At 58.1% G+C, this 23,515-nt stretch carries 19 protein-coding genes and 2 pseudogenes; 6 read left to right on the top strand and 15 right to left on the bottom strand.

Annotation, left to right across the window (positions count from 1 at the left end; genetic code table 11):
* Nucleotides 1–26: 26 nt before the first annotated feature.
* The 4 genes from R0V12_RS11185 to R0V12_RS11170 are packed head-to-tail and all read left to right on the top strand — an operon-like array spanning nucleotide 27 to nucleotide 3,262.
* The gene (locus R0V12_RS11185; RefSeq protein ID WP_252931495.1) at nucleotides 27–941 is read left to right on the top strand and encodes an ABC transporter ATP-binding protein; all 915 of its coding nucleotides are present in this window, start codon (nucleotides 27–29) and stop codon (nucleotides 939–941) included.
* Nucleotides 938–1,684, top strand: a complete 747-nt coding sequence (locus R0V12_RS11180; RefSeq protein WP_070479188.1) for an ABC transporter permease — start codon at nucleotides 938–940, stop codon at nucleotides 1,682–1,684. Before R0V12_RS11185 ends, R0V12_RS11180 begins: the two co-directional genes overlap by 4 nt.
* A gap of 2 nt (nucleotides 1,685–1,686) precedes the next feature.
* Nucleotides 1,687–2,436: an ABC transporter permease gene (locus R0V12_RS11175; RefSeq protein ID WP_320072630.1), complete on the top strand. Its 750-nt coding sequence runs from the start codon at nucleotides 1,687–1,689 to the stop codon at nucleotides 2,434–2,436.
* Between the two features lie 16 nt (nucleotides 2,437–2,452).
* Nucleotides 2,453–3,262: a spermidine synthase gene (locus tag R0V12_RS11170; protein WP_320072629.1), complete on the top strand. Its 810-nt coding sequence runs from the start codon at nucleotides 2,453–2,455 to the stop codon at nucleotides 3,260–3,262.
* On the opposite strand, the gene R0V12_RS11165 is transcribed toward R0V12_RS11170, so the two are convergent.
* From R0V12_RS11165 to R0V12_RS11140, 6 genes are all read right to left on the bottom strand, one after another.
* The gene (locus R0V12_RS11165) at nucleotides 3,259–4,320 is read right to left on the bottom strand and encodes a glycoside hydrolase family 25 protein (protein ID WP_070479191.1); all 1,062 of its coding nucleotides are present in this window, start codon (nucleotides 4,318–4,320) and stop codon (nucleotides 3,259–3,261) included. The genes R0V12_RS11170 and R0V12_RS11165 overlap by 4 nt on opposite strands.
* A gap of 315 nt (nucleotides 4,321–4,635) precedes the next feature.
* Nucleotides 4,636–6,876, bottom strand: a complete 2,241-nt coding sequence (locus R0V12_RS11160) for a hypothetical protein (RefSeq protein WP_320072497.1) — start codon at nucleotides 6,874–6,876, stop codon at nucleotides 4,636–4,638.
* A 633-nt stretch (nucleotides 6,877–7,509) separates the two neighbouring features.
* Entirely contained in the window at nucleotides 7,510–8,634 is a 1,125-nt protein-coding gene (locus R0V12_RS11155) for a cysteine desulfurase family protein (protein WP_311474777.1), read from the bottom strand.
* Between the two features lie 5 nt (nucleotides 8,635–8,639).
* Entirely contained in the window at nucleotides 8,640–9,794 is a 1,155-nt protein-coding gene (locus R0V12_RS11150; RefSeq protein ID WP_320072628.1) for a THUMP-like domain-containing protein, read from the bottom strand.
* Nucleotides 9,791–10,648, bottom strand: a complete 858-nt coding sequence (locus R0V12_RS11145; protein WP_256021073.1) for an NUDIX hydrolase — start codon at nucleotides 10,646–10,648, stop codon at nucleotides 9,791–9,793. Before R0V12_RS11145 ends, R0V12_RS11150 begins: the two co-directional genes overlap by 4 nt.
* A 24-nt stretch (nucleotides 10,649–10,672) precedes the next feature.
* Entirely contained in the window at nucleotides 10,673–11,515 is an 843-nt protein-coding gene (locus R0V12_RS11140) for an ABC transporter ATP-binding protein (protein WP_070362604.1), read from the bottom strand.
* A 210-nt stretch (nucleotides 11,516–11,725) separates the two neighbouring features.
* Here R0V12_RS11140 and R0V12_RS11135 point away from each other — a divergent pair, with 210 nt between their 5' ends.
* Together R0V12_RS11135 and glgB are read left to right on the top strand one after the other, a co-directional pair.
* Entirely contained in the window at nucleotides 11,726–13,750 is a 2,025-nt protein-coding gene (locus R0V12_RS11135) for a maltotransferase domain-containing protein (RefSeq protein WP_070976349.1), read from the top strand.
* A 34-nt stretch (nucleotides 13,751–13,784) separates the two neighbouring features.
* Nucleotides 13,785–15,988, top strand: a pseudogene (gene glgB, locus R0V12_RS11130) (1,4-alpha-glucan branching protein GlgB).
* 56 nt (nucleotides 15,989–16,044) lie between these two features.
* On the opposite strand, the gene R0V12_RS11125 reads toward glgB, so the two are convergent.
* From R0V12_RS11125 to atpA, 9 genes and pseudogenes are all read right to left on the bottom strand, one after another.
* A complete protein-coding gene (locus R0V12_RS11125) occupies nucleotides 16,045–16,923 on the bottom strand; it encodes a tetratricopeptide repeat protein (protein ID WP_256021078.1) in 879 nt (292 codons plus the stop codon).
* 3 nt (nucleotides 16,924–16,926) lie between these two features.
* A complete protein-coding gene (locus R0V12_RS11120; RefSeq protein WP_070362607.1) occupies nucleotides 16,927–17,232 on the bottom strand; it encodes an MTH1187 family thiamine-binding protein in 306 nt (101 codons plus the stop codon).
* Between the two features lie 10 nt (nucleotides 17,233–17,242).
* Nucleotides 17,243–17,530, bottom strand: a complete 288-nt coding sequence (locus R0V12_RS11115) for a hypothetical protein (protein ID WP_413774857.1) — start codon at nucleotides 17,528–17,530, stop codon at nucleotides 17,243–17,245.
* A 15-nt stretch (nucleotides 17,531–17,545) separates the two neighbouring features.
* On the bottom strand, nucleotides 17,546–18,238 hold the full coding sequence (gene nucS, locus R0V12_RS11110; protein ID WP_320072627.1) for an endonuclease NucS: 693 nt from the start codon (nucleotides 18,236–18,238) through the stop codon (nucleotides 17,546–17,548).
* Nucleotides 18,239–18,283: 45 nt separating this feature from the next.
* A complete protein-coding gene (locus R0V12_RS11105; protein ID WP_070362609.1) occupies nucleotides 18,284–18,757 on the bottom strand; it encodes a DUF2550 domain-containing protein in 474 nt (157 codons plus the stop codon).
* 169 nt (nucleotides 18,758–18,926) lie between these two features.
* A complete protein-coding gene (locus tag R0V12_RS11100) occupies nucleotides 18,927–19,301 on the bottom strand; it encodes a F0F1 ATP synthase subunit epsilon (RefSeq protein ID WP_070362610.1) in 375 nt (124 codons plus the stop codon).
* A gap of 9 nt (nucleotides 19,302–19,310) precedes the next feature.
* Nucleotides 19,311–20,804: a F0F1 ATP synthase subunit beta gene (atpD, locus tag R0V12_RS11095; protein WP_070362611.1), complete on the bottom strand. Its 1,494-nt coding sequence runs from the start codon at nucleotides 20,802–20,804 to the stop codon at nucleotides 19,311–19,313.
* A 3-nt stretch (nucleotides 20,805–20,807) separates the two neighbouring features.
* On the bottom strand, nucleotides 20,808–21,782 hold the full coding sequence (locus R0V12_RS11090) for a F0F1 ATP synthase subunit gamma (protein WP_070362612.1): 975 nt from the start codon (nucleotides 21,780–21,782) through the stop codon (nucleotides 20,808–20,810).
* Nucleotides 21,783–21,834: 52 nt separating this feature from the next.
* A pseudogene (atpA, locus tag R0V12_RS11085) lies at nucleotides 21,835–23,506 on the bottom strand (F0F1 ATP synthase subunit alpha).
* Nucleotides 23,507–23,515 lie beyond the last annotated feature (9 nt).

Here is a 23,515-nt window from a genome sequence, read left to right as displayed (position 1 = left end):
AGCCTCACTTGGCGATAGTGAACACCATGAACTCACCAATCATTACTACGAAGGGCCTGACGAAGGTCTACGGTGCGCACACAGTCGTCGACAAGCTTTCGCTTGAGGTTCCGCAGGGCGCCGTGCACGGGCTCCTGGGGCCGAACGGCTCCGGCAAATCAACCACAATGAAAATGTTGCTCGGCCTGACCACACCAACTGCCGGGGAGATCACCGTGCTGGGGCAGCCGATGACCCGCTCAACACGCGGCGAGGTACTCGCTAGCATCGGCTCACTCATCGAGTCGCCAGCGGCATACCCGCACCTCACCGGTGCGGAGAACATGAAGATTGTGACGCGTCTATTCAAAGCCGATTCTGCAAACGCGCAGCGCGCGGTACGACTTGTTCGCTTGGAAAAGCACATGGACAAACAGGTCAAGAACTATTCGCTCGGCATGAAGCAACGCCTCGGCATCGCAATCGCGCTCGTACGCGACCCTCAATTGCTCATCCTCGATGAACCAACCAACGGCCTCGACCCTGCAGGTATCGAAGAAATCCGCGAGCTTATCATCAGTCTCGCACGCGACGAAGGCCGTACTGTCCTCGTTTCAAGTCACTTGCTCTCCGAAATGGAGAAGATGGCCACCAGCTTCAGCATTATCAACCAAGGCAAGCTCATATTTCAAGGCTCGAAGCAGCAGCTTTTCGACGCCCACCTCCCCGACGTCTACGTCCAAACCCCACAGGCAGCCGTTGCCACCGAAGTTCTACGAGACTTGCAACCACGCATCGTTTCCGGGGGCGTAGAACTACCCGGACTTACCGAGGAGGCCGTTGCTACTGCATGCGCGCAGCTCGTCCATCACGGAGTCCCAATCTACCAGGTTCTGCGAAAGCACCGCAGCCTGGAAGAAATTTTTATTGGGATGACAGGACGCAAGGGGCTTAGCGCATGAGCATCGAATTCTTGAAGCTGCGTCGTACGCACATCTCGCTACTGGGCGGCGTGCTCTCCCTGGGCATCGTACTGTTCGCTTGTATGAGCTTGTTCTCAGACGGCCAAATCGACGCGTTCACCGCTGCCCCGGAGGCAGCATGGTCGGGCCAACTGATTGCGGTTGCGATGTCGCTCGCATTTCTCACCCCACTGCAATTGGCGCTCATTGCCAGTCGCGCCGTCGATAACGAGCATGCAAGTGGCGGGTGGCTGCTCAACGCGGTTGCTGGCGTCCGCAAGGGCTCGCTGCTGCGACGAAAGTTCCGAGTAGTGGCGCCTCTCATCGTCACGCTCAAGCTGATGGAGTTCACGGCGTGCATCGCGCTACCAGTATTGCTGGGTGCGCCGCTGCCTAGCGGAAGCACAGCTGGAGCCTGGGCAGTGTACGGAGTTGCAGCCGTTGTCACTAGCCTAGCGATCACCAGCGCCATGTTCGTGCTCGCAGCGGTCACTGAATCGCAAGTAGGAGTGCTGGCATTTGGCGTGGCGGGAGGCTTCCTCGGCATCACCTCGCTGCTTTCCCCTGTGTGGCTCGCTGAGATGAACCCCTTCGGCTATTTTGCAGTCCTACTCCCATACACCTTCGCTAACGAAGGCGCAGTTCCTACTCAACCAGGTTGGGCTTCGTGGTGTGTCTACGTCGTGTTGCTCGCTACAGGGTTCGTTGCAATAACGCGAATACTCGACAGGAAAGAAATCTAATCATGGACATGATCGTTAACGAGTTTTGTAAACTTCGGCGCACTTACATCACAATCGTTGCCGTCGCCATCCCACTCGTCTCCGTCGTCTTCGGTGCTGGCAACTACGCCGCCAACTCTGAGACTTTGGAATCCGGGTGGACGAGCTATTGGTCCCAGGCGACGCTGTTTTACGGCATGCTGTTCATGGTGGCGGGTATTTCGATTCTCGCGTCCTCCACGTGGCGCGTTGAGCACCGTGGCGGCAACTGGAACACGTTGCTTACCTCGTCCAGATCGGCGGCGAGTCTGGTCACCGCAAAACTTGCTGTACTCATCGCGATGACCTCAATTATGCAGTGCGTGTTCATCGTCTTGAGCACTATCGGTGGTTGGGTCGCTGGCCTATCAGGCATGCCGCCGATGGCCCTACTCGCATCGTCCTTACTCGCTGTGGTTCCTGCGATGGCAGTGGCCGCGTGGCAAAGCTTCGCTTCAATGCTGGTCCGCAACTTTGCCATGCCAGTCGCCCTTGGCGTGGTGGCCAGCCTCGTCGCTTTTGGTGCAATTGCTGCCGGCGCCACAGTAGCGCAGTTACTGCTTCCTCCCGTCGGCGTGGCCACGATGCTGTGGATGGGCGGTAACGCAGTCGCGGGCTCGGGTGTCCTCGAGTGGAGTGCGGTGTCCGGCGTCCTCGCAAGCACCCTGCTGCTTACTGTCACAGCGTGGCTTGCGTCCGTCGTGTACCTGCGCCATGTCGACGTGAGGGCGTAAGGTACTGTCACTGTGCATGGCAGCAAAAAGTGAATTCCATGAAATCGATACCGGCGTTGCGGAGGTTCTCCACGAACCGGACGGCTCCATGGTGCTCCTCGTCAACGGCGTGCCGAGCTCCCACATCGTCCCCGGCGACCCAGAACGGCTGGACTTCGAATACATGAGGTGGATCGCTGATTTTCTGAACGACCAACAGCTTGTCGACGTCCCCCGCTGGCCAAAACCACGCCTGACGCACCTGGGCGGGGCAGCCTGCACACTGCCCCGCTACTTCGCGTCCAAGTGGAACGGCTCGCGCAACACTGTCGTGGAAATTGACATGTCACTTGCCGAGCTCGCCCGCGAACTTTTCAATATCCCCCGTTCACCGGTCGTTAAAATACGAGTCGGTGACGCCCGCGAAGTCACCGATAGCTTCAAACCCAACACCCGCGACATCATCATTCGCGATGTCTTTTCATCAGCGATCACTCCACGAAACCTGACCACGGTGGAGTTCTTCGAGCAGGCTCGGAGATCACTGAGCCCGTCAGGAATGTATGTGGCAAACTGCGGCAGCCACGCGGATCTCAAAGAAGCGAAGGAAGAACTGGCTGGCATGCTCGAAGTGTGGCCACACGTTGCCGCTATCGCAGACCCACCAATGCTGAAAGGTCGACGCTACGGCAACATCGTCCTTATCGGCGCAAACACACCAATCGAGGCCAGCCCTTCGCTAAACCGTGAACTGCTCAAAGGCGCCGTGCCTGCGCAGTTCAAGCACGAAAAATGGGCCCGTAGCCTTGCTACGAGCCCTCGCTACGACGCGCCTACCGACGTCTAGTGCGCAGCGTTATCCAACAGGATCAGCAGGTCACCAACCTGGTAATCACCAATCATCATGTTACGCAGGTCATCCACGGGCAGTTCGCCCTGAGAAGCCAGGCGCTGGACAAGGCCAGCGATGTTGTTCGCGTCCTTAATATCAAAGCCGAATTTCGCAGCCTCCGACGCAACCTGTGATGCACCCAGGGCACCGGCGGCCAACGCGAGGATCGCGACGACCAGCGCCGTGCTGTTTTGTTCCAGTACCTCAAGCTGATCGGAGTCCGGCACCTGGAACGTCTCAAGGACGCCACCTGCGGAACCGAGATTGCCAGCGGCGAAACCGCCGAACTGTGCACCGGTGCCGTTGAACAGGTTCATATCGACAGTCGCCGGAATACCAGCGACCCGGCCGGAGTCGCTACGCTGCCAGAACGTCAACTTGTCCCAGCCACCGACCGGACGTGGCGGCTGGTTCTGGTATGCGGCAAGCCACAGCGGGTAGCTAGTAAACGCGTTGGTGTTGTTCATCCGCTCGTACCAGAAATAACGGTAGGTATAGAGCATCGGCCGCTTGCCCGATGCACGCTCCAACTCAGTGAGGAAGATCTGCGTCCACGCCGCGAGCTGTGTTGGACCAAGCCCCTCATCGACCTCAAGGTCAAGAACTGGTGGCAGCTGCTGCGCAGGGCCAGCGTTAATGACGTTTGCGAAGTGGCGAGCCTGCGCAATAGGGTCCATCCCCGGTCGCGCATAGTGATATGCACCGACCTTCAAACCTGCATCTGCAGCAGCTTTGACATCTTCTTCGTAAAACGAGTTCTTGTACGTCGTTCCCTCAGTCGCCTTGACGAACGCAAAGTGCTGCCCACCGACCGTTCCAGCCATCTTCCAGTTGATTGGCGCACCACCAGGGCGCTGGTGATCAGCCACATCAACGCCAGAGATCAGACCAGGGATCGATTGAGCATCCGCGTGGGAGCTCAACGATTGAGGTGCAAAAACAGTAAGCGCAAGGGCAAGCGTCGCGGCTACAAAAGCCGCGGTTGCAGAGCGAAGTCTAGGGGCTACATACATACGCGACACTCTAGCGCACACCAGTCACACTATTCACACGCGACACACGCAAACCATGGGGCGCTTCAGCACTATCTGCCTGTGTCTTTACTGGGCACCACATTCCCATCGCGAGGAAGCACGACCTGGGGATTCCCATTGCCAGCCAGAGCAAAACCCGGAATCTGGTGCGCCACCCCACAACCCCTCACGCCACCGAAAAATAGTTCCGATCTTCGGGGAACTATCCTGAACCCCCAACCACAACGAAAAGGGCCCATGCCACCAGGAACACTCCCGGCACCACAGGCCCCACAACCCCTGCCTACAGTCTGGCTAGAAGTGCAGCCCACCAGACATCGCAGCGGCAACACCACCACCAATTAACAGCAGCAGCACCACAATCGGAGCAACAATCGCCGCAATATTCGTCTCACCAGCAGGCGCACCACTTACATCACCAGCACTCGGTGCTGGACGCTGCGTGGTCAACTGCGAGGACTCATGCTTACCAGCCTTCGCCGTCGTCGTCGGCGCAGTCTGCGCATTGTGCTGCGGTTTACGCGGCGCACCAGCCATCGCATCACCATCAACATCAGCATCCATGACCGCGGCAACATCAAACCGGCCAGCAAACGCCTGCGAACCATCCTCATTGACCACACGCACATCCAACGGCAACGACGACGTCTTGACCACACCCACCGTCACCGGCAACTCCACCGTCGCCTCTCCTTGACCAGCAACCGTGACAACCTGCTCGGCCTTCCCAGACGGGTAGATCACCTCAAGGCGCATCCGGGCTGCATCCAACCCAGGATTTGCAACCTTCAAGCTCACCGTATTCTCACCACGGTGAAGCTGCGGGGAATCAGCAACAGCAACCTTGACAGAACCCTGCGCATCTTCTGCCGCCTGCATCGCTTCCTGCTGGGCAGCCAATGCCTTGGCATCAACCTTGCCACCGGCAGCACCGATCGTGGAGTTGTAATCCTTACCAATCTTGCCGGTGTTAATCATCAAGTTGTCCCAGTCAGCTGGCACACGGTAGTCACCTTTGTAGCAGTCCATGCCTGGCTGGTTGCACACCTCCGGCAGTGGGCCACCGGAGACGGCTTCTTCATCCGAGTAGTTAAAGTGGGTGAACTGGTAGAGGTAGTTCATCACCGAGTAGTAGTTCGGCAGGTAATCCGACTGCGGGACCTCGTTGGCGAACTTCATCGAACCATTATGATTCAACCCCAAGGTGTGGCCCAGCTCGTGCATGATCGTGTTACGCAGCTGATCATCGCTGCGCATACGCTCATGCTTGGCAACATAAAACGAGTTATCCGCAACCAGGGCCAACCCGGTACCCCAGTGGCCACGCTGCATCTGATCGCCAATAACACCAACGCGGAAGACTGCCGCACGAGCACCCAGCATCGTGTCAATATTCTCGACCAGCTTCATACCAGGCACCGTGCCCTCAAAGTAGTACGGTGCATACGGCTCAGTCTGCCCACCGTGACGAGTCGGGTAGTTGACAATGTTGGTGTACGTATCACCCGCATCAATGTGCAGGTTGACCCCGTACTGATCGAAGCGGTCCACCAGCTGCTGCAAAATATCGCGACTTGGCCGGTAGCTTGCCGTCGACAGCTGCGCACACACATCAGCATCCGCACCCGCCTTATCGCACCCGGCCTGCTGCCACTGCGAATTCATCCAATTAAGCTGCAGGAACAAATCCGGTCGCTCTGGATCAGCACCCCACTCGTTCAGTGGCATGGCCGTACCGTCGCTTAGGGTAACCCCTTCACGCTCCCAGACATCCGGCAGACCGTCACCATCAGAATCAACAGCACTGTCTTGGGTTGTAACCTCCATGTGCATGGCAGCAGTCAACGTTGCGCCAGCATCAATGCGCTCAAACCAACGACCACGCTGGAAGCTGGCCCCTGCCGGATCCACAAACCCAACCTCACCGGCGGCCGTGGTGCGCTGGAACGCATCGGCTACACCAGACGAGGTTGCATTATCGAACGACACCGCAGTCTCATAGCCAAGCTGTGCCGGGGCAACAACAAACTTCCCATCATCATAGGAGCCGGAAAGCCCGACCTGGGAGTTAATCTGATTCGTCAGATCCGCCTGCACAAACGCCGAGGAATCCTTGTTGTTGGTCACCCGCACAATGACATCGACACGGTTGCCATCAAAGCGGTATTCACGCTCGACCGACACACCAGCGCCCTGGTCTTCACCGCGGTAGATGACCACCTGGGTGTTACCATCACGGTGCGTATCCACGTTAAGGCCAGCCTCTAAATCCACCAACGCACCATCGGCACGCAGGTCCACATACAGTGAGGACTCCTGGCTGCCAGCAATGGAGCGGGCATCCGTAAACTTCAACGTCGAAATACGACCCGGCTGTGTTACCGAGTTGTGAAAGACCGCACCCGGCCCGTCAGCGGTCACTGTGACCGACGAGTCAGCAACAGCCATCTCCGCGTGAGCAACCTGTGCACCATTAGCCGCAACGGCCAACACACACGCTGCTACGCATACCTTCCGTGCAATGCTGTTCATCATCGTTGTCACAATCCTTATACCTTCCATCACGCACCACCCAACCGGTGGAACATGAAACCCTTCGTTGTTCTGCCCCCAAGTTTATGCACCGCAACTATACATGGCTAATCAGCCCACAACGCCCCAACCAAACAGGCAAAAACACGCCTACAAAACCCGGATTGTTCAACACATCTAGCCCTACAACCTGCACACATAGCTTAAAAAACACTCAGAAACCATCGCAGCAAACCCAACATGTTCAACAAACCCACCGACACCTGTCGATGGGTGTTCAACAATCAACCCACCCGTATATTATGCGCTCTAGTGCAACAGTGGGTAAGAGAATACTTAACAAATCGGGATTACCAGGCACGACATGTGTCACTCGACACGTGTCACCGACGCTGTTAATGCACAACCTTTTTATGCCAAAAACCTTTCATGGTCTAGTGTAGCCAAACTTAGGCCCTATGGATGCGTGAGGCAGACCTTTTCGTGATCGTTGAACAGTTGGTACCCCCGTGTTTTACCCCCGTTGGGTTGGGTCGAAAGTATGAAAGGCCCGAACCAGCATGATGCTTGTACTGGTTCGGGCCCGGCAAACAACGCCAACATGTCGACGTTAACTCGCCCACTATCGCGTGAAATCTACATGTTCCCCGCTGCTCGTGCCTTCGCAACTACATCGGCGATGTTCTGGACAAAGTAGTCGACGTCCTCACGTGTGTTCGTTCGCCCCAGCGAAATTCGTAGCGCGCCCAAGCCGAGCGCTTCCTCCACGCCCATCGCCTCAAGCACATGACTCATTCGGGTCACACCACTTGCGCATGTAGACCCAGTTGATACAGCGATGCCCAACGAGTCGAGCAGCATCAGCATCGCGTCCCCGTGGGCACCGCGGAACATGAAGTGGGCATGCCCCTCCACAGCTGGCTCCTGGGTTGTTACCACCACGTCCGGGACCTCACGCTGTACACCTGCCACGAGTGCATCGCGAAGTTCCTTCACGCGTTCGCGTTCACGATCCATCTCAGAGCATGCTTCCGCCAGTGCTGCAGCTGTTGCAGCGGCAGAGGCCACGTCTACCGTCCCTGGTCGCAGTCCACGTTCCTGGCCGCCACCGTGAATCGATGCGGTCGGCGCCGGCGAGCGTTTCGCTAGCAGTAGGCCGGTTCCGCGTGGCCCACCAAACTTATGTGCGCTCGCTGCCAATGTGGTAGCACCGAGGTCGTGGAAGTGAACGGGGACCTTTCCAACGGCCTGCACAGCATCCACATGAACAGGAGTGTTCTGAAGCGCAGCTCTGCGAACAACCTCCTTCACTGGCTGGAGTGCGCCAGTCTCATTGTTTGCCCACATCACTGCGGCCACAGCTGCCGGAGTGTCAAGCGCCTCGAGGTCCGACAGGTGGCCGTCGTCGCCTACCGGGAGCCAATCCACGTGCTGTGCTCCTAGTGCCTTGACAGTCTCGAGCACTGCCGAGTGCTCAACCGGTGAACACACCACCCGGTCCCCTTGCTTGCCACGCATGGCTTCGTAGAGACCGCGGACCGCGATGTTGTCTGCCTCGGTGCCCGAGCCTGTGAAAATCACTTCAACCGGGTCCGCGCCAAGCAACTCCGCGACTTGTTCTCTTGCATCGGCAAGCACCGCGTTGGCTTGGCGTCCCGCCGCGTGTTGCGCACCGGGATTCAACGCACCTGCGTGTTCAACCCAGGCATCGATTGCTACCTGACGCATCGGAGTAGTTGCAGCGTGATCGAGATACTTCATGCGCACTACCCTACGCGCTGATGCTCCCTTGCCTCGCAAATGTATGCAGTCGGGCTGTTGCCTGTTCGCGCAATAAGTACCGCCATCTGTCGGTGCCCTTTCAGCTTCATCTTCTTCCGAAGCTGGTCCGGGTTGACGTCTACCCCGCGTACGAGGATCTCAAGCGCCCCCGCTTGGTAGTTGGCCAGTGCTGCCTTAAGTCGCTTGAACGGCACAGCCTCCAAGAAACGGAAGCCACTCGTTGCTGCGGGAAGCTCATCACCCGTAAGAAATGCGATGTGCGGATCCACCATCCACAAGCTGTGCCGGTGCGCCCAGTGGCGAACTAGCCCGGCGCGGATGATCGCTCCGTCGGGCTCGATCATCCAAGTACCTGGTTCGGCGACAGTGGTGTCGTCAGGCTCGTCCGACCTCACTATCTCTCGCGAACCGTCCGCGCGCAGCACCACCGCTTCGCGAATGCCGGATCCGAAACCTTCTGTGTACAGGCAGGTTTCTTTGACGCCGCCATCGAGAGAGACGACGCTGACGAGCCCACTCCACTCGCTGTAGTCGATTCCGGGTGCACACTTTACTGCGAGTTCTCTGCCACGATGTGCTTCCACGAGGTCTGGCAGGGGTGGTAGGAGTTTTGCTGGGTCGGTGATTCGTCGGCCGTTGGCGCGTCGTGCTGGGTCAGCCACGATGACATCGGCGCGGCTAATGGGTTGCAGTGCATCGGCTTGGCAGAGGAGCACGTTGGCGTCGGCAAGGTTTGCTTGAGCCATCGCAAGCCGTACGCGATCAAGATCGGAGCCTATCCAAGAGAGCTGTTGTTTTCTTATCGACGCCCCTTCGCTTCCCACTGAACAGGTCACGTCGTGGACCGTGGCTGCTCCGAAATCCTTGATCAGCTGCGCTCTGTATTCGGCAACGAGCTGTGGCGTTGCTTGTTGCGCGGCGTCGCTATCGGTAAGCCAATACTCGGGCATCTTCCCACGGGCGCTGCGCTGCGCAGCGAGTAATTCCGAAACGACACGGGCATGATCGCCGAATTCTTTTTCCAGTACGGCTCTGTCGCGAATTAGCGTACTTGGAATGAGTTCGAGGTCCGGTCCAAGCGCCAGAATCTTTTGCAGGTTGTCCCGTAGGAACCCAACCTCGTCCAAAGTAAAACTCATTTGGGCGTCCCGATCCTATCTGTCGGGTGCTGGTGGAAAAACTCGTGGTAGCGCGGATCATCGGCGGGGTCTCCGATGATCGGGCGCATGTCGGCGTTGCGTGCAAGTTTGACCGCATCCTCGAAGGTGTCGCAGGAGCACAGCTGTTGGAGTTGCCCCCAGGTTGATGGCACGAAGCGAACGAGCCCGGCGCGCCATCCTTCCATGAGTAGCTCCGGGGAGAACCAGTTTGCATCGTCTGCCTCGCCGGTTTCCGCGTCTGGTTCTTGTCCGATGGGTGCTTTTGCGAGGAAGCTGAAGGTGTCGAACCAGTTACCTCGGTGCGAGCAACCTACCCAGCGTGCAAACGGGATGAGGAGGTCGCTGCAGACGTTGAGTTCATTGGCCTGCAGCATGTCCGTAAGTGAGATCTCGTGCGAGACGAGTTTGAGCCGTTGGTCGTGGAAAGGACGTGCGTCGCCGAGTAGGGTTCCTTCGTCGTCAACGGCGAGCAGTGTTCCGGTTTCTTCGAACAATTCGCGAACAGCGGCAAACAGCAGGGCATGTGCCTTGTATTTGGTTACGCCGAGCCTTCGTGCAACAGATACTGCCGACTTGCCAATCCACAGGTCGCCGTCATTCCAGGCGCGGGGTGGGAAGTCGCGACTATCGACGCCACCTCCGGGAAAAACCGTCATGCCTGGGTAGTTTTTCATGCTCATGACTCGTTCTTGCATCCACACCTTGATTCCGTCGGGAGTGTCGCGGATAAGGATGACGGTGGCAGACAGGCGTGACCCGTTGAACCCACTGGTTTCCGTTGCGTCGACGGCGTCTGTTGCGTCGACAGAAAATGCGCCGGTTTTGCGGTACACGGTGCTCCACCTCCTCGCGTGGTGTTATGCGCGGTGCGCACCACTTCGTGCGCTTCGTGCACGGCGTGCATAGAACCGGCCGTCGTCGTGCTGCACTTCGATTGGCTGGTGATACGCCTTAGAGACGTTTTCACTGGTCAATACGTCTTCGATAAGACCTTGGGCGATCACTGTTCCTTCGTCGAGCAGCAAGGCATGTGTAAAACCATATGGGATTTCTTCCAGATGGTGGGTGATCATCACCATAGCTGGCGCATCGGGGTCGAGTGCGAGGTCGCCGAGGTATGCGATGAGGTCCTCGCGTCCGCCGAGATCCATACCTGCCGCCGGTTCGTCCATGATGAGCAGTTCTGGGTCGATCATGACCGCGCGGGCGATGAGGACGCGCTTCTTTTCTCCATCTGAGAGCGTTCCCCACGTGCGGTCGATAAGGTGCATAGCCCCGACCTGTTCCAGGACTTCGAGTGCTTGCTCGTAGTCGACGTCCTCGTACTGTTCGCGCCAACGCCCGACGACCGCGTAGCCTGCGGAGACGACGACGTCGCCAACTTTTTCACTTGGCGGAATCATCGAAGCAATCGCTGAGGACGTCAATCCGATTGCCGCGCGAAGGTCACGCATATCTGTTTTACCGATGCGCTCTCCGAGTACGAATGCGACGCCGCGCGATGGGAACTCTTGGGCAGCCGCCATTCGGATCAGTGTGGTCTTGCCGGCGCCATTTGGGCCGACGATGACCCAACGTTCGTCGAGCTCCACCTGCCAGTCGATAGGGCCAACAAGCGTGTTGCCTCCGCGAATAAACTCGACTCCTCGGAAGTCGATAAGCAGATCTGGATCAGTGGTTGGTTCGTTCACGGCTACCATTCTGGCTTCTTTCTACTTCGGCGTCTTGGTGGATAGAAAAACAAGCGACTGAGTTCTCAGTGTAACCATATCGTTGTATGAGAATCGCCACGGATGAAAGCGAACCCTTATGTCGATATTTAACGCGAGAGTTAGCTAGTCTGAGAGAAGAAAGAGCACACCTATAGGTGTGTCCGACTTCCATCGGCCACATGTGAGGACAAAAACGACATGGTTGCACGCTTTGGTATCGACGACGTACGCCCTCAAGTTTCCGGGCGAACTCTTCCGGCAAAGGCGGTGGTAGGTGAGGTTGTGCCAGTCTCTGCCCTGGTGTGGAGAGAAGGCCACGACGCTATCGCTGCAAGTTTGGTTATTACGGATCCGAATGGAGAACAGTACTCCATTCACATGCAGCAAGAACCGTACCGCCCGGACTACACCCATGCGGTGTTTGTCCCCGATGCTCAGGGGCTGTGGCGCTACCGCGTTGATGCGTGGAGTGACGTCATGGCGACGTGGCGCAACGCCGTCACAAAGAAGCTGGAGGCCGGGCAGACTACCGAAGAAATGGCGAACGACATCGCCCACGGCATCCACCTTTTTGAAGCCGCAATTGCGCAGACTCCGGCCCCAGACCGCGAGGTGCTCGAACGGGCCGCTGCGGCGCTTGATAATCCCGCGCTGCCACTGGCTGAACGAATTCTCGCCGGCATTTCTGACGAAGTACTCGAAGTACTCAATGCTTTTCCGCTTCGGGAGCTCGTCACCCATGGGCCTATTTGCGATATCTACGTAGAACGACGCGATGCGCTGGTGAACTCGTGGTACGAGCTCTTCCCGCGTTCCACCGGCGGTTGGGACGATGAAGGCAACCCGGTTCACGGTACCTGGGCTACCACTGCGAAGGCGCTCGATCGCGTTGCTGCAATGGGCTTTGACACGGTCTACTTCCCTCCTATCCACCCAATCGGTGAGATCAACCGGAAGGGCAAAGACAACACACTTGTCGCCGAGGAGGGTGATGTCGGCTCCCCGTGGGCGATCGGTTCACGAGACGGTGGGCACGATGCCTTCCACCCGCAGCTCGGTGGTGAGAAAGAGTTTTGCGCGATGCTTGACCATGCGCACGAACTCGGATTGGAGGTAGCGCTGGATTTGGCCTTGCAGGCTGCGCCGGATCACCCTTGGGCGAGCGAGCACCCCGACTTCTTCACCATCTTGGAAGACGGCACGATTGCTTACGCCGAGAACCCGCCGAAAAAGTACCAGGACATCTACCCGATCAACTTCGATAACAACCCGGAGAAGGTCTACGAGGAGATTTACCGGGTTGTCATGTACTGGGTAGACCTGGGCATCCGAACGTTCCGTGTGGACAATCCGCACACGAAGCCGGTGAACTTCTGGCACTGGTTGATCACCCGCGTCCACGAGACGCACCCCGACGTCATCTTCTTGGCCGAAGCGTTTACCCGCCCACCAGTGATGTACGGGCTGTCGAAGGCAGGGTTCTCCCAGTCCTACACTCACTTCACCTGGAAAGTATCTAAGAGTGACCTCATCGACTTCGCTGAGCACATGGTCGACGTCGCGGATGTCTCGCGCCCGAACCTCTTCGTGAACACGCCTGACATCTTGCACGCCTCGCTGCAGTACGGAGGTCCAGCCGCGTTCGCAATTCGCGCCACGCTTGCCGCCACAATGAGCCCATTGTGGGGCGTATATTCCGGCTTTGAGCTCTTCGAAGGCGAAGCCGTCGCAGAAGGTAGCGAAGAGTACAACCACTCCGAGAAGTATGAACTGCGCCCACGCGACTTCCAGACAGCCCTCGATAACGGGCAGTCTCTAGAGCCTTACATCACTTCGCTGAACCGCTTCCGCAAGGCGCAGCCTGCGCTGCAGCAGCTACGTCAAATTCGCTTCCATCACGTGGACAACGACCAGATCCTCGCATACTCGAAGGTTGATGCGATCTCTGGCAACGCGGTCCTCGTCGTCGTTAATCTTGACCCATGGAACGCGCAGGAAGGCACGCTGTACCTCGACGCGCCGGCAGTTGGTCTCGAATATGGTGCGCAGTTTGCCGTCCATGACTTGGTAACTGACGCGTACTACGACTGGGGATCAGAAAACTACGTGCGCCTCGCACCGGAAGTCAACGTCGCTCACATTCTGAAGCTGCCTGATGTTGCGCCGCAGAAGCGAGAAGCGCTCGCATTCCGACAAATTTCAGATCACGACTACCGCCCATAACAACCGCGACCAAACAGACGCTAGAAAGATCATTATGTCTGCAAAATCAGTCAACCCAGCACTGCTGATCCCAGCACACGACCGGCACCGCCTCCTCGAATGCAAGCACCACGCACCGCACGACTTCTACGGATGGCACGCAACACCCGAGGGCTCCCTCATTCGCACCCGATTCCTGGGCGCAACGAACGTCGAGCTACTCATCCACGATGAGATCCGGCAAATGCAGTCCCTCGGCGACGATATTTGGGCGATCGGCTTGACCGACACCACTGCGCCCGACTATCGCTTCAAGGTGCACTACCCCGAGGGCGACCCGGTGACCGTCGCCGACGCATATCACTTCCTGCCTACACTCGGCACGCTCGACCTGCACCTGATTAGCGAAGGCCGCCACGAGCGCCTCTGGGAGGTGCTCGGCGCCAACGTCCGTACCTACGAGACGACGCTCGGCACCGTCACTGGTACCTCGTTCGCTGTATGGGCCCCGAACGCACAGGGCGTAGCCGTCGTCGGTGACTTCTGTGCATGGAACCCAAACCAGTACCCGATGCGCGTCCTCGGTTCGACTGGAGTGTGGGAGATTTCATCCCGGGCATTGAGGCAGGCACCACGTACAAATTTGCAGTACAGACGTCCGACGGCCGTCGCATCGACAAGGCCGACCCTCTGGCGAAGCAAACGCTGACACCTCCAGAGACCGTCTCCGTGGTTGCCGCCCCTTCCGAGTTCGAGTGGACAGATGAGGATTGGGCGCAAAAGCGCAGCGAAGCAGACCCGACCAACTCCCCAATGAGCGTCTACGAGTGCCACGTCGGCTCATGGAAGAAGGGCGCAACCTTCCAGACGATGCGCGACGAGCTCGTACCGTACCTCATGGAAAACGGCTTCACCCATGTCGAGTTCCTCCCGGTAGCCGAGCATCCATTCGGTGGCTCTTGGGGCTACCAGGTCACGGGGTACTACGCTCCAACCGCCCGTTGGGGAACTCCAGATGATTTCCGCGCACTCGTCAACGACCTACACGCAGCAGGCATCGGGGTCATCGTCGACTGGGTGCCAGCCCACTTCCCGAAGGATGACTGGGCACTCGCCCGCTTCGACGGCACCGCCCTCTACGAGCACCCCGACTGGCGCCGTGGCGAGCAAAAAGACTGGGGCACCTACGTGTTCGACTTCGGGCGCAACGAAGTTCGCAACTTCCTGGTCGCTAACGCCCTGTACTGGTGCGAAGAGTTCCACATCGATGGCCTCCGCGTCGACGCCGTCGCATCAATGCTCTACCTCGATTACTCCCGCCAGCCTGGCGAATGGCTCCCGAACCAGTTTGGTGGGCGCGAAAACTGGGACGCCGTCCAATTCCTGCAAGAGATGAACGCAACGGTTCACCGCAACCACCCAGGCATCGTGACCATCGCGGAGGAATCCACTGCCTGGCCGGGCGTGACCGCGCTGACGGAACACGATGGCCTCGGCTTCTCACTGAAGTGGAACATGGGCTGGATGAACGACACGTTGGAATACTTCTCCCTCGATCCGATTCACCGCTCGTACCACCACAATGAGATCACGTTCTCACTGGTCTACGCGTTTTCCGAGCAGTACGTCCTGCCGTTTAGCCACGACGAAGTAGTCCACGGCAAGGGCTCGCTTTGGCAGCGCATGCCTGGCGATGACTGGAACAAGGCCGCCGGCCTTCGCACGCTCTTCGGCTATATGTTCTCCCACCCAGGCAAGCAGCTCCTCTTCATGGGCTGTGACTGGGGCCAGACCACCGAGTGGGACGAAGCGAACTCAATCAACTGGGACAATATTTCTGACGGCTGGGGCCACGAGTACCACCGCGGTATCCAACAACTGGTTCGCGACCTCAACCGGGTGTACGTCGACACCCCTGCGTTGTACGCGCAGGACAATGTGCCTGCCGGATTCCAGTGGGTCAAGGGCGACGACTCACAGCACAACATCCTCGCCTACCTCCGGTGGGATACCGAGGGCAACCCTGTGCTGGCCGTCATCAACATGTCCGGAGCTTCCCAGCCAAATTACCGGATCGGCCTGCCGGTCGCCGGTGAGTGGGAGCTACTCATCAACACGGACGCAGGCGTCTACGGCGGTGCCAACAACGACCTGCCACACACTGTGCACAGCGACGATGTTCAGTGGGATCACTTCCCTCACTCGATCGAGCTGCACGTACCAGCAATGAGCGCACAGCTGTACAAGCTGAGCCGCTAGAACGCTAGAGCCCGGGCCTCAGGAGTTCCTGCAGGCCCGGACTTTTGCATGTCACGCTAGAACAGAGCACTCGCAAGCTTCGTACGAGCGGCGAGCACACGCGGGTCGCCGGCGTCAAAAAGCCCGAAGAGCTCGAGCAGTCGCTCCTTCGCCTCTGGAGACTGCTTGATCAAGCCCAACAGACGGTCGAATGCTTTCTCAGGCGCACCGGACACGAGCTCAGCATCAGCAGCCACCAGCTGTTTCGCGACATCGTCAGGGTGCTCCGCAGCATCAGCAATAGGATCAACCGTCAAGTTCGCAGGGTCAAGCCGCTTGACGACGGCCACCGTCGCCTTCGCCTGCGCAACTTCTTTGTTACCAGGCTCCTCGCTCAGCATCGCATCGTAGATAGCCGTAGCCTGATCAAAATCACCTGCCTGCATCGCACGAGCTGCCTCTTCCAAACGCGGGTCCTCTGCTGGGGCAGCATCCTCAACGGGTTCCTCGTCTAGGCCCTGCAACTGCCTGCCAACGTTGCTCACCAATGCCTCGAGCCAAGGCTTCAATTCTTCCTCCGACTGATCCCCCTCGAAGCTCGTCAGTGGGCGCCCAGCAGCGAGCGCGAGCGTGGTCGGAACAATCCGTACACCAAGCGCCTGCGCGATCTGCGGAGTGGCATCAGCATCAACGTATGCGTACGCGAATCCTCGCTGACCGGTAGCCAACTTGGTCAACGTCGCCCGTAGCGACTCGGAATCAGCTGAACGCGCACTACCGACATGAACGACAACCGGAATCTGCATTGAGCGCTGCAGTACCTTAGCTTCCAAATCTGCCTCAGTAACCGTAAATACTGGGACAAACCCCTCGCGCTGCATTTCCTCGCGGGCCTCCGCTTGCTTCGCTACCTGAGCTAAATCAACGGCCCCTGCCGTAAATTGTGGTCCTGTCACGTCCTAGTTCTCCTCAAGATGCTTGTTCAAAGACTCCATCTTCTGGTGGAGCATATCTGTAAACCCACGGCGGATATCCGCCTTAATCACCAGCGAAACACGTGGAGACACTTCCTCCACCGCCTGCGTCGCACGCTTAATAACGTCCATGACTTCGTCCCATTCACCCTCAACCGTGGTGAACATGGCTGTCGTCTCATTCGGCAGCCCCGATTCACGAACTACTTTCACGGCGCGTGCCACGGCCTGCGACATCTCCGCGTTCGGCGTGTCAGTGACGGCTGGTGCTACTGAAAATGCTGCAATCATGCCTCATACCCTACCGCCTCGACCAACAATGTTTATGCCAGTGCCGGCGATCATCCGCCCCGCGCCCCACTTCCTTCGGCCACGCAACGACATGGGCTACTCCCGGAGGAATGTTCTGACTACACCCCGGGCACACGTAGAACTTCCGCGCTGCGGAAGAACCAATCTGACGCACTTTGTAGATCTCACCATGCGTCCACCGCGGCCCTTCCATTTCCTGGGTGCCGATAAAGGTGGACCCATCCCGCGGGAGTATATAGCTCGGCTGGATGTTTTGACGCCGATTTCTTCGCGGCACTGCTACATCGCTCCTCTAAAACAGGCGCAGCTCGTCTGATTCAATTCCACGCAGGTCGTCATAGTCCAGCACAATACAGCGAAAACCACGATCTTCCGCGAGCGTGCGGGCCTGAGGCTTAATCTCCTGCGCAGCGAATACACCCTGTACTGGACGAAGTACGCTATCGCGGTTGAGCAGTTCAACATACCTGCTGAGCTGCTCGACGCCGTCGATCCCTCCCCGGCGTTTCACCTCAACGGCAACCGTCTTGCCGTCTGCATCCTTGGCGAGCAGATCAACTGGGCCAATCGCCGTCGGATACTCACGGCGGACGAGCGTAAACCCATCGCCGAGCGTAGAAATATGCTCAGCCAACAGCTCCTGTAGGTGCGCTTCCACTCCGTCCTTCACAAGACCTGGATCTTCACCGAGCTCCACGTTGGTATCAGACACGATCTCCTCGACCGTTATGCGAAGCTGTTCGCCTTTTGGGTTCTCCACGATCCACAACTCGTCCCCCGTGTCGTCCCCATCAATATCCACGACGGCTTGTTCACGTATCGTGCACGGCGGTGTCATCCAGTTCAGTGGTTTATAAGCACGGTCATCTGCGTGGATCGACACAGACCCGTCAGCTTTCATCAAAATAAGGCGAAGCGCAGACGGCAAATGCGCATCAAGACGACCAACATAATCTACTGAACAGCGAGCAATGACAAGACGCATGGATACTAGGCTACCGGTCGTGTCATTCTGTACGGAATTATCCCGCTAGTAGCGCTGATCGCGACCGCGATCGCGCAGCGCACGCCGACGCAGCGCCTCGTAATCAACCTTTTCCTGCCGCTCATCAGGCGCAGACTCAATCCATGAAATCAACGCCATCTGCGCGCGCTTCTGGCCCGCGAATTCAATATCGCCATCGGCACCGTGCAGCAGTACGGCTTCCTTAATCCCTGGCATGAACGACTGCTCTTCTTGACTCAGCGCTCGCATTCCCTCGAAGCTGGTCTGGGTGCGCTCAATGCACATGTCGTACTGGAATGACAAGGACCGCAGTTTATAAAAACGGAGCTCCTCCGCGTGATAGATCAGCACACCGTGGCGCCAACCGTGGACCCCGGTGGCCGGGAGTTGTCGGAACAGGCCTATCGCGCCGGAGTTGCGGAACATTAAAAAGCGCCACACGCACACAGTAATAACAAAGAACACAAAGAACAATGCCACGTACAGTAAAACGATCACATTGCACCTCTGCTTCGTTCAAACCGACCTTGATGAAAGTATGCGCTTCATTTTAGCGACCTTCGCTGCCAGTGCAAGCAACGAAGAAACGGAAAGCCCCGCTGCTAAAACAGCGGGGCTTTACAAGGTTGAGCGTGGCGCTCTACCTTCCTCCTACGCGGTGACCGCGTTAGCGAGATTCACTGCGACGGACGGCAGCAAGCTCGGCCTCTGCACGAGACTTCGCGAGTGCGTCATCAATGTTCTGAAGCTCTGCCTGAGCTTCATCACGATTCACTTCGTGGGCGAAGATGGCGTAATCCGCAAGAATGGTCACTTTGTCACCTTGCACGGAAAGGAACCCACCCTGGACGGCGGCGACGATGCGCTCGCCGTCGATTGGGCGGATGGTCACGACACCATTGTCCTTGAGCTGACCAAGGATGGGTTCGTGGCCAGGCAGAATGCCGATCTCACCTTCGGTAGTCTGAGCAGTCACGATGCTTGCTGGACCCTTCCAGAGCAAACGGTCTACCGAGACTAATTGAGCGGTAAGTTCAGCCATTATTGCCTCCTAGCCCTGCAGCTTCTTGTAGGCAGCCTCAACGTCATCCAAGCCACCCAGGCCGTTGAATGCCTGCTCTGGGTATGCATCGAATTCACCGTTGCACAGCTTCTCGAAGGCGTCGATAGTCTCCTCGAGAGGTACGTAGGAGCCCTCGTCGCCGGTGAACTTCTTAGCGACGAAGAAGTTCTGGCCCAGGAAGCGCTCGATCTTACGAGCACGCATAACCGTGACCTTATCCTCTTCGGAAAGCTCGTCCATACCGAGAATTGCGATGATGTCCTGCAGTTCCTTGTTCTTCTGCAGAATACCGATAACTCGCTGTGCAACCTCGTAGTGACGCTCGCCAACGATACCTGGCTCAAGGATGCGCGAAGTCGAGGTCAGCGGATCCACTGCTGGGTAAATACCCTTGGAAGCAATGGAACGCGAAAGCTCGGTCGTCGCGTCCAGGTGAGCGAAGGTCGTGGCCGGAGCCGGGTCGGTGTAGTCGTCAGCCGGAACATAAACTGCCTGCAGCGACGTAATCGAACGGCCCTTGGTCGAGGTAATGCGTTCCTGGAGAACACCCATCTCGTCTGCCAGCGTTGGCTGGTAGCCCACGGCCGATGGCATACGACCCAGCAGGGTCGAAACCTCAGAACCAGCCTGGGTGAAACGGAAGATGTTATCGATGAACAGGAGCACGTCCTGGTTCTGAACATCGCGGAAGTACTCCGCCATGGTCAGGCCGGACAGCGCGACACGCATACGAACCCCTGGCGGTTCATCCATCTGGCCGAAAACAAGGGCCGTATCTGGAAGAACGCCCATGTCCTCCATCTCGAGGAAGAGGTCCGTACCCTCACGGGTACGTTCGCCGACGCCGGCGAACACGGAGGTACCGGAGAACTCGCGTGCAATACGCGTAATCATCTCCTGGATGAGAACTGTCTTACCGACACCAGCACCACCGAAGAGGCCAATCTTGCCACCCTTCACGTAAGGGGTAAGCAGGTCGATGACCTTAATGCCGGTCTCAAGGATCTCGGTCTTACCTTCCAAGTCCTTGAACGCTGGTGGCTCGCGGTGGATGCCCCAACGCTCACCACCGACACCGACCGATGGGTCGTCCAAGCACTGACCAAGCGCGTTAAACACGTGGCCCTTGACCTGGTCGCCAACCGGAACGGAGATCGGATTGCCGGAGTCGCGTACCTGTGCGCCACGGACCAGACCGTCGGTTGGTGCCATGGCGATCGTGCGGACGAGGCTGTCACCCAAGAACTGGGCTACCTCAAGCACGATGGTGCGGGACATTTCGCCGAGGTCGATGTCAACCTCAAGCGCGTTGTACAAAGCGGGCAGCTCGCCACGCGGGAACTCCACGTCGACGACTGCGCCGATGACGCGCACGACGCGGCCATTCTCAGACCCTGCCGGGTTCTGAGCGAAATCGGACTCATTCTGAGCCTGACCCGTTGGCTCCTCGCCGAGCTCGTCGTAAGAGTGAGCAGTAGTCATGATTTAGTCACTTTCTCCACTACCAGACAGCGCGCCAGCGCCGCCGATAATCTCGGTGATTTCCTGGGTAATTTTTGCCTGACGGGCTTGGTTAGCCTCACGGGACAAGTTGTTCGCCAATTCGGTCGCATTGTCCGTAGCGTTCTTCATCGCCGTACGACGTGAAGCGGACTCCGCTGCAGATGCCTCCAAGAAAATCGAGTACAGCGAGCGAGAAACATACGCCGGAAGCAGTTCGTCCATCAGCGTATCCGCATCAGGTTCGAAATCCATGTCCGGTTGCACATCCCCGCTTGTGGTGAGCATGTCTTCCTGCTCGTACTCGTAATCCTCAAGCACCGGCTCAATTGGGAGCAACTGGTGCACCCTGGCTTCTTGTGTCAACATCGACACAAATTCTGTGTACACCACGTGTACCTGGTCGAAGCCACGAACCTCCTGACCCTCAGGGCCGTGCAGGCCCTCGCGCCACTTAGCGGTCCCTTCAGAGCTCGCCATGAAGCCGTCGATCAGGTGGCGACGAACGTCGTGGGTCGCTTCCCACGAAGGCTTCTGGGACCAACCGGTCCAAGAGCCTTCGACCTCCATATCGCGGAAACGGTAGTGGGTTACGCCCTTACCGCCCGTGATGTAGCGGACGACTTCGTAGCCAGCTTCCTCAAGCATGCGCTCGAGCTCTGCTGCCTTCTTCAACACGTTGTGGTTATACCCGCCGGCCATACCGCGGTCTGATGTGACCACGAGGACTGCTGCGACTCGACCATTCTCACGCTCACGGAGCATGGGGTGATCGAGGGAGCTCGCAGCTGCGAGGCGTTCCATGACGTCTTTCAGCTCGTCGGCATACGGCTTTGCCGCTTCGACGCGCTGCTGTGCCTTGGTGATCTGCGAAGTCGCGATCAGCTCCTGGGCTTTAGTGATTTTCTTCGTGGAGTTTACAGACCTAATACGGTCACGTAGTTCGCGAAGTGTTGCCATGGTTTACTCTCCTCCCTTCCTATATGTAGACGTTTACGTCTTGTTCCAAGAACTACTTCTTGGGACGGCCGACGTTAAGGGTATTTTTCTTGACCTCACGCTTGTCCAGCGGATCCGCCTCTGGCTCGCGCACGATGTGCTCACCGGTGGAGGACTGGAACGAGCGAGCGAAGTCATCATTGACGCGCAGCAGCGTCTGCTTGCTCGTATCGTCGAGCGCAGCGCCACCGGAGATCTGTTCGTAGACTTCCGGAGCGACGGAGCGAATGTGCTCCTGCAGCTCGAACTCGTAGCGACGCACGTCTTCGACGGGAACGACGTCAAAGGCGCCTTCGTTTGCAAGCCAGATAGATACGATCTGGAACTCAACAGGCTGCGGAGCGTTCTCCGACTGCTTGAGGAGCTCTACGAGACGCTGACCGCGCTCGAGCTGGCGCTTCGAAGCTGCATCGAGGTCGGACGCGAACGCAGCGAACGCTTCCAGGTCACGGTATGCAGCAAGGTCGAGACGCAGGTTACCTGCAACCTTCTTCATACCCTTAGTCTGCGCAGCGCCACCGACACGGGACACGGAGATACCCACGTCAATAGCTGGGCGAACACCCTGGTTGAAGAGGTCCGACTGGAGGAAGACCTGGCCATCTGTAATCGAGATGACGTTGGTAGGAATGAACGCACCCACGTCGTTAGCCTTCGTCTCGATGATCGGCAGTGCGGTCAACGAACCTGCACCCAGCTCATCGTTGAGCTTCGCAGCACGCTCCAGCAGACGAGAGTGCAGGTAGAACACGTCACCTGGGTATGCCTCGCGGCCTGGCGGACGACGCAGCAGCAACGAGATGGCGCGGTATGCCTCTGCCTGCTTGGTCAAGTCATCGTAAATCACCAGCACGTGCTTGCCCTGGTACATCCAGTGCTGGCCCAGTGCTGCACCGGAGAACGGTGCGAGCCACTTGAAGCCTGCGGAGTCGGATGCAGGAGCAGCCACGATCGTGGTGTACTCAAGCGCACCATGCTGCTCAAGGGTTGCACGAACACCGGCGATCGTGGAGCCCTTCTGGCCGACTGCGACGTAAATACAACGAACCTGCTTCGACGGGTCACCGGTTTCCCAGAAGTGCTTCTGGTTCAGGATGGTGTCGATGCAGACTGCAGTCTTACCAGTCTTACGGTCACCAATGACGAGCTGACGCTGACCACGACCGATTGGGGTCATGGCGTCAATAGCCTTGATACCGGTCTGCATTGGTTCCTCAACCGGCTGGCGGTCGAGAACGCCTGCAGCCTGGAGCTCAAGTGCGCGCTCTTCGTTGGATTCAATTGGACCAAGGCCGTCAATTGGCTGGCCCAGTGGGTTAATAACGCGGCCGAGGAATTCCTCCCCAACCGGGATGGACAGAACTTCGCCTGTCCGCTTTACTTGGTCGCCCTCGGTGAGGGTCTTCGAAATTACCCAGAACCACGACACCGATCGAATCGGTCTCAAGGTTCTGTGCGACGCCAATGACGCCGTTCGGAAACTCGAGCAGCTCATTCGTCATGCATCCTGGCAGCCCGGAAACCTGGGCAATACCATCTGCAGCCGAAGTCACCACGCCGACCTCCTCACGGGAGGCCTCCGCGGAGTAGCTCGAGGTGTAGTTCGCTATCGCGCTACGGATCTCATCGGAGGAGATCGTCAGCTCCGCCATGTTCTTCCTGCTCTCGGTAGTTTGTTCCAGCATTATCTCTTA

Origin of the sequence: Corynebacterium sp. UMB2355A (assembly GCF_033877495.1) — a bacterium.
GTDB lineage: Bacteria > Actinomycetota > Actinomycetes > Mycobacteriales > Mycobacteriaceae > Corynebacterium > Corynebacterium pseudogenitalium.
The sequence above is the reverse complement of the archived record's forward strand: the minus strand, read 5'-3'. Positions and strand labels throughout refer to the sequence as shown.

What these genes read in the sequence shown, in the direction of transcription:
- R0V12_RS11175 (WP_320072630.1), top strand. Translation starts at nt 1,687, where the DNA reads ATGGACATGATCGTTAACGAGTTTTGTAAACTTCGGCGCACTTACATC.
- R0V12_RS11140 (WP_070362604.1), bottom strand. Translation starts at nt 11,515, where the DNA reads ATGGTAGCCGTGAACGAACCAACCACTGATCCAGATCTGCTTATCGAC.
- R0V12_RS11150 (WP_320072628.1), bottom strand. Translation starts at nt 9,794, where the DNA reads ATGAGTTTTACTTTGGACGAGGTTGGGTTCCTACGGGACAACCTGCAA.
- R0V12_RS11120 (WP_070362607.1), bottom strand. Translation starts at nt 17,232, where the DNA reads ATGATTGCAGCATTTTCAGTAGCACCAGCCGTCACTGACACGCCGAAC.
- R0V12_RS11100 (WP_070362610.1), bottom strand. Translation starts at nt 19,301, where the DNA reads ATGGCTGAACTTACCGCTCAATTAGTCTCGGTAGACCGTTTGCTCTGG.
- R0V12_RS11155 (WP_311474777.1), bottom strand. Translation starts at nt 8,634, where the DNA reads ATGAAGTATCTCGATCACGCTGCAACTACTCCGATGCGTCAGGTAGCA.
- R0V12_RS11160 (WP_320072497.1), bottom strand. Translation starts at nt 6,876, where the DNA reads ATGATGAACAGCATTGCACGGAAGGTATGCGTAGCAGCGTGTGTGTTG.
- R0V12_RS11180 (WP_070479188.1), top strand. Translation starts at nt 938, where the DNA reads ATGAGCATCGAATTCTTGAAGCTGCGTCGTACGCACATCTCGCTACTG.
- R0V12_RS11185 (WP_252931495.1), top strand. Translation starts at nt 27, where the DNA reads ATGAACTCACCAATCATTACTACGAAGGGCCTGACGAAGGTCTACGGT.
- R0V12_RS11135 (WP_070976349.1), top strand. Translation starts at nt 11,726, where the DNA reads ATGGTTGCACGCTTTGGTATCGACGACGTACGCCCTCAAGTTTCCGGG.
- nucS (WP_320072627.1), bottom strand. Translation starts at nt 18,238, where the DNA reads ATGCGTCTTGTCATTGCTCGCTGTTCAGTAGATTATGTTGGTCGTCTT.
- R0V12_RS11170 (WP_320072629.1), top strand. Translation starts at nt 2,453, where the DNA reads ATGGCAGCAAAAAGTGAATTCCATGAAATCGATACCGGCGTTGCGGAG.
- R0V12_RS11090 (WP_070362612.1), bottom strand. Translation starts at nt 21,782, where the DNA reads ATGGCAACACTTCGCGAACTACGTGACCGTATTAGGTCTGTAAACTCC.
- atpD (WP_070362611.1), bottom strand. Translation starts at nt 20,804, where the DNA reads ATGACTACTGCTCACTCTTACGACGAGCTCGGCGAGGAGCCAACGGGT.
- R0V12_RS11165 (WP_070479191.1), bottom strand. Translation starts at nt 4,320, where the DNA reads ATGTATGTAGCCCCTAGACTTCGCTCTGCAACCGCGGCTTTTGTAGCC.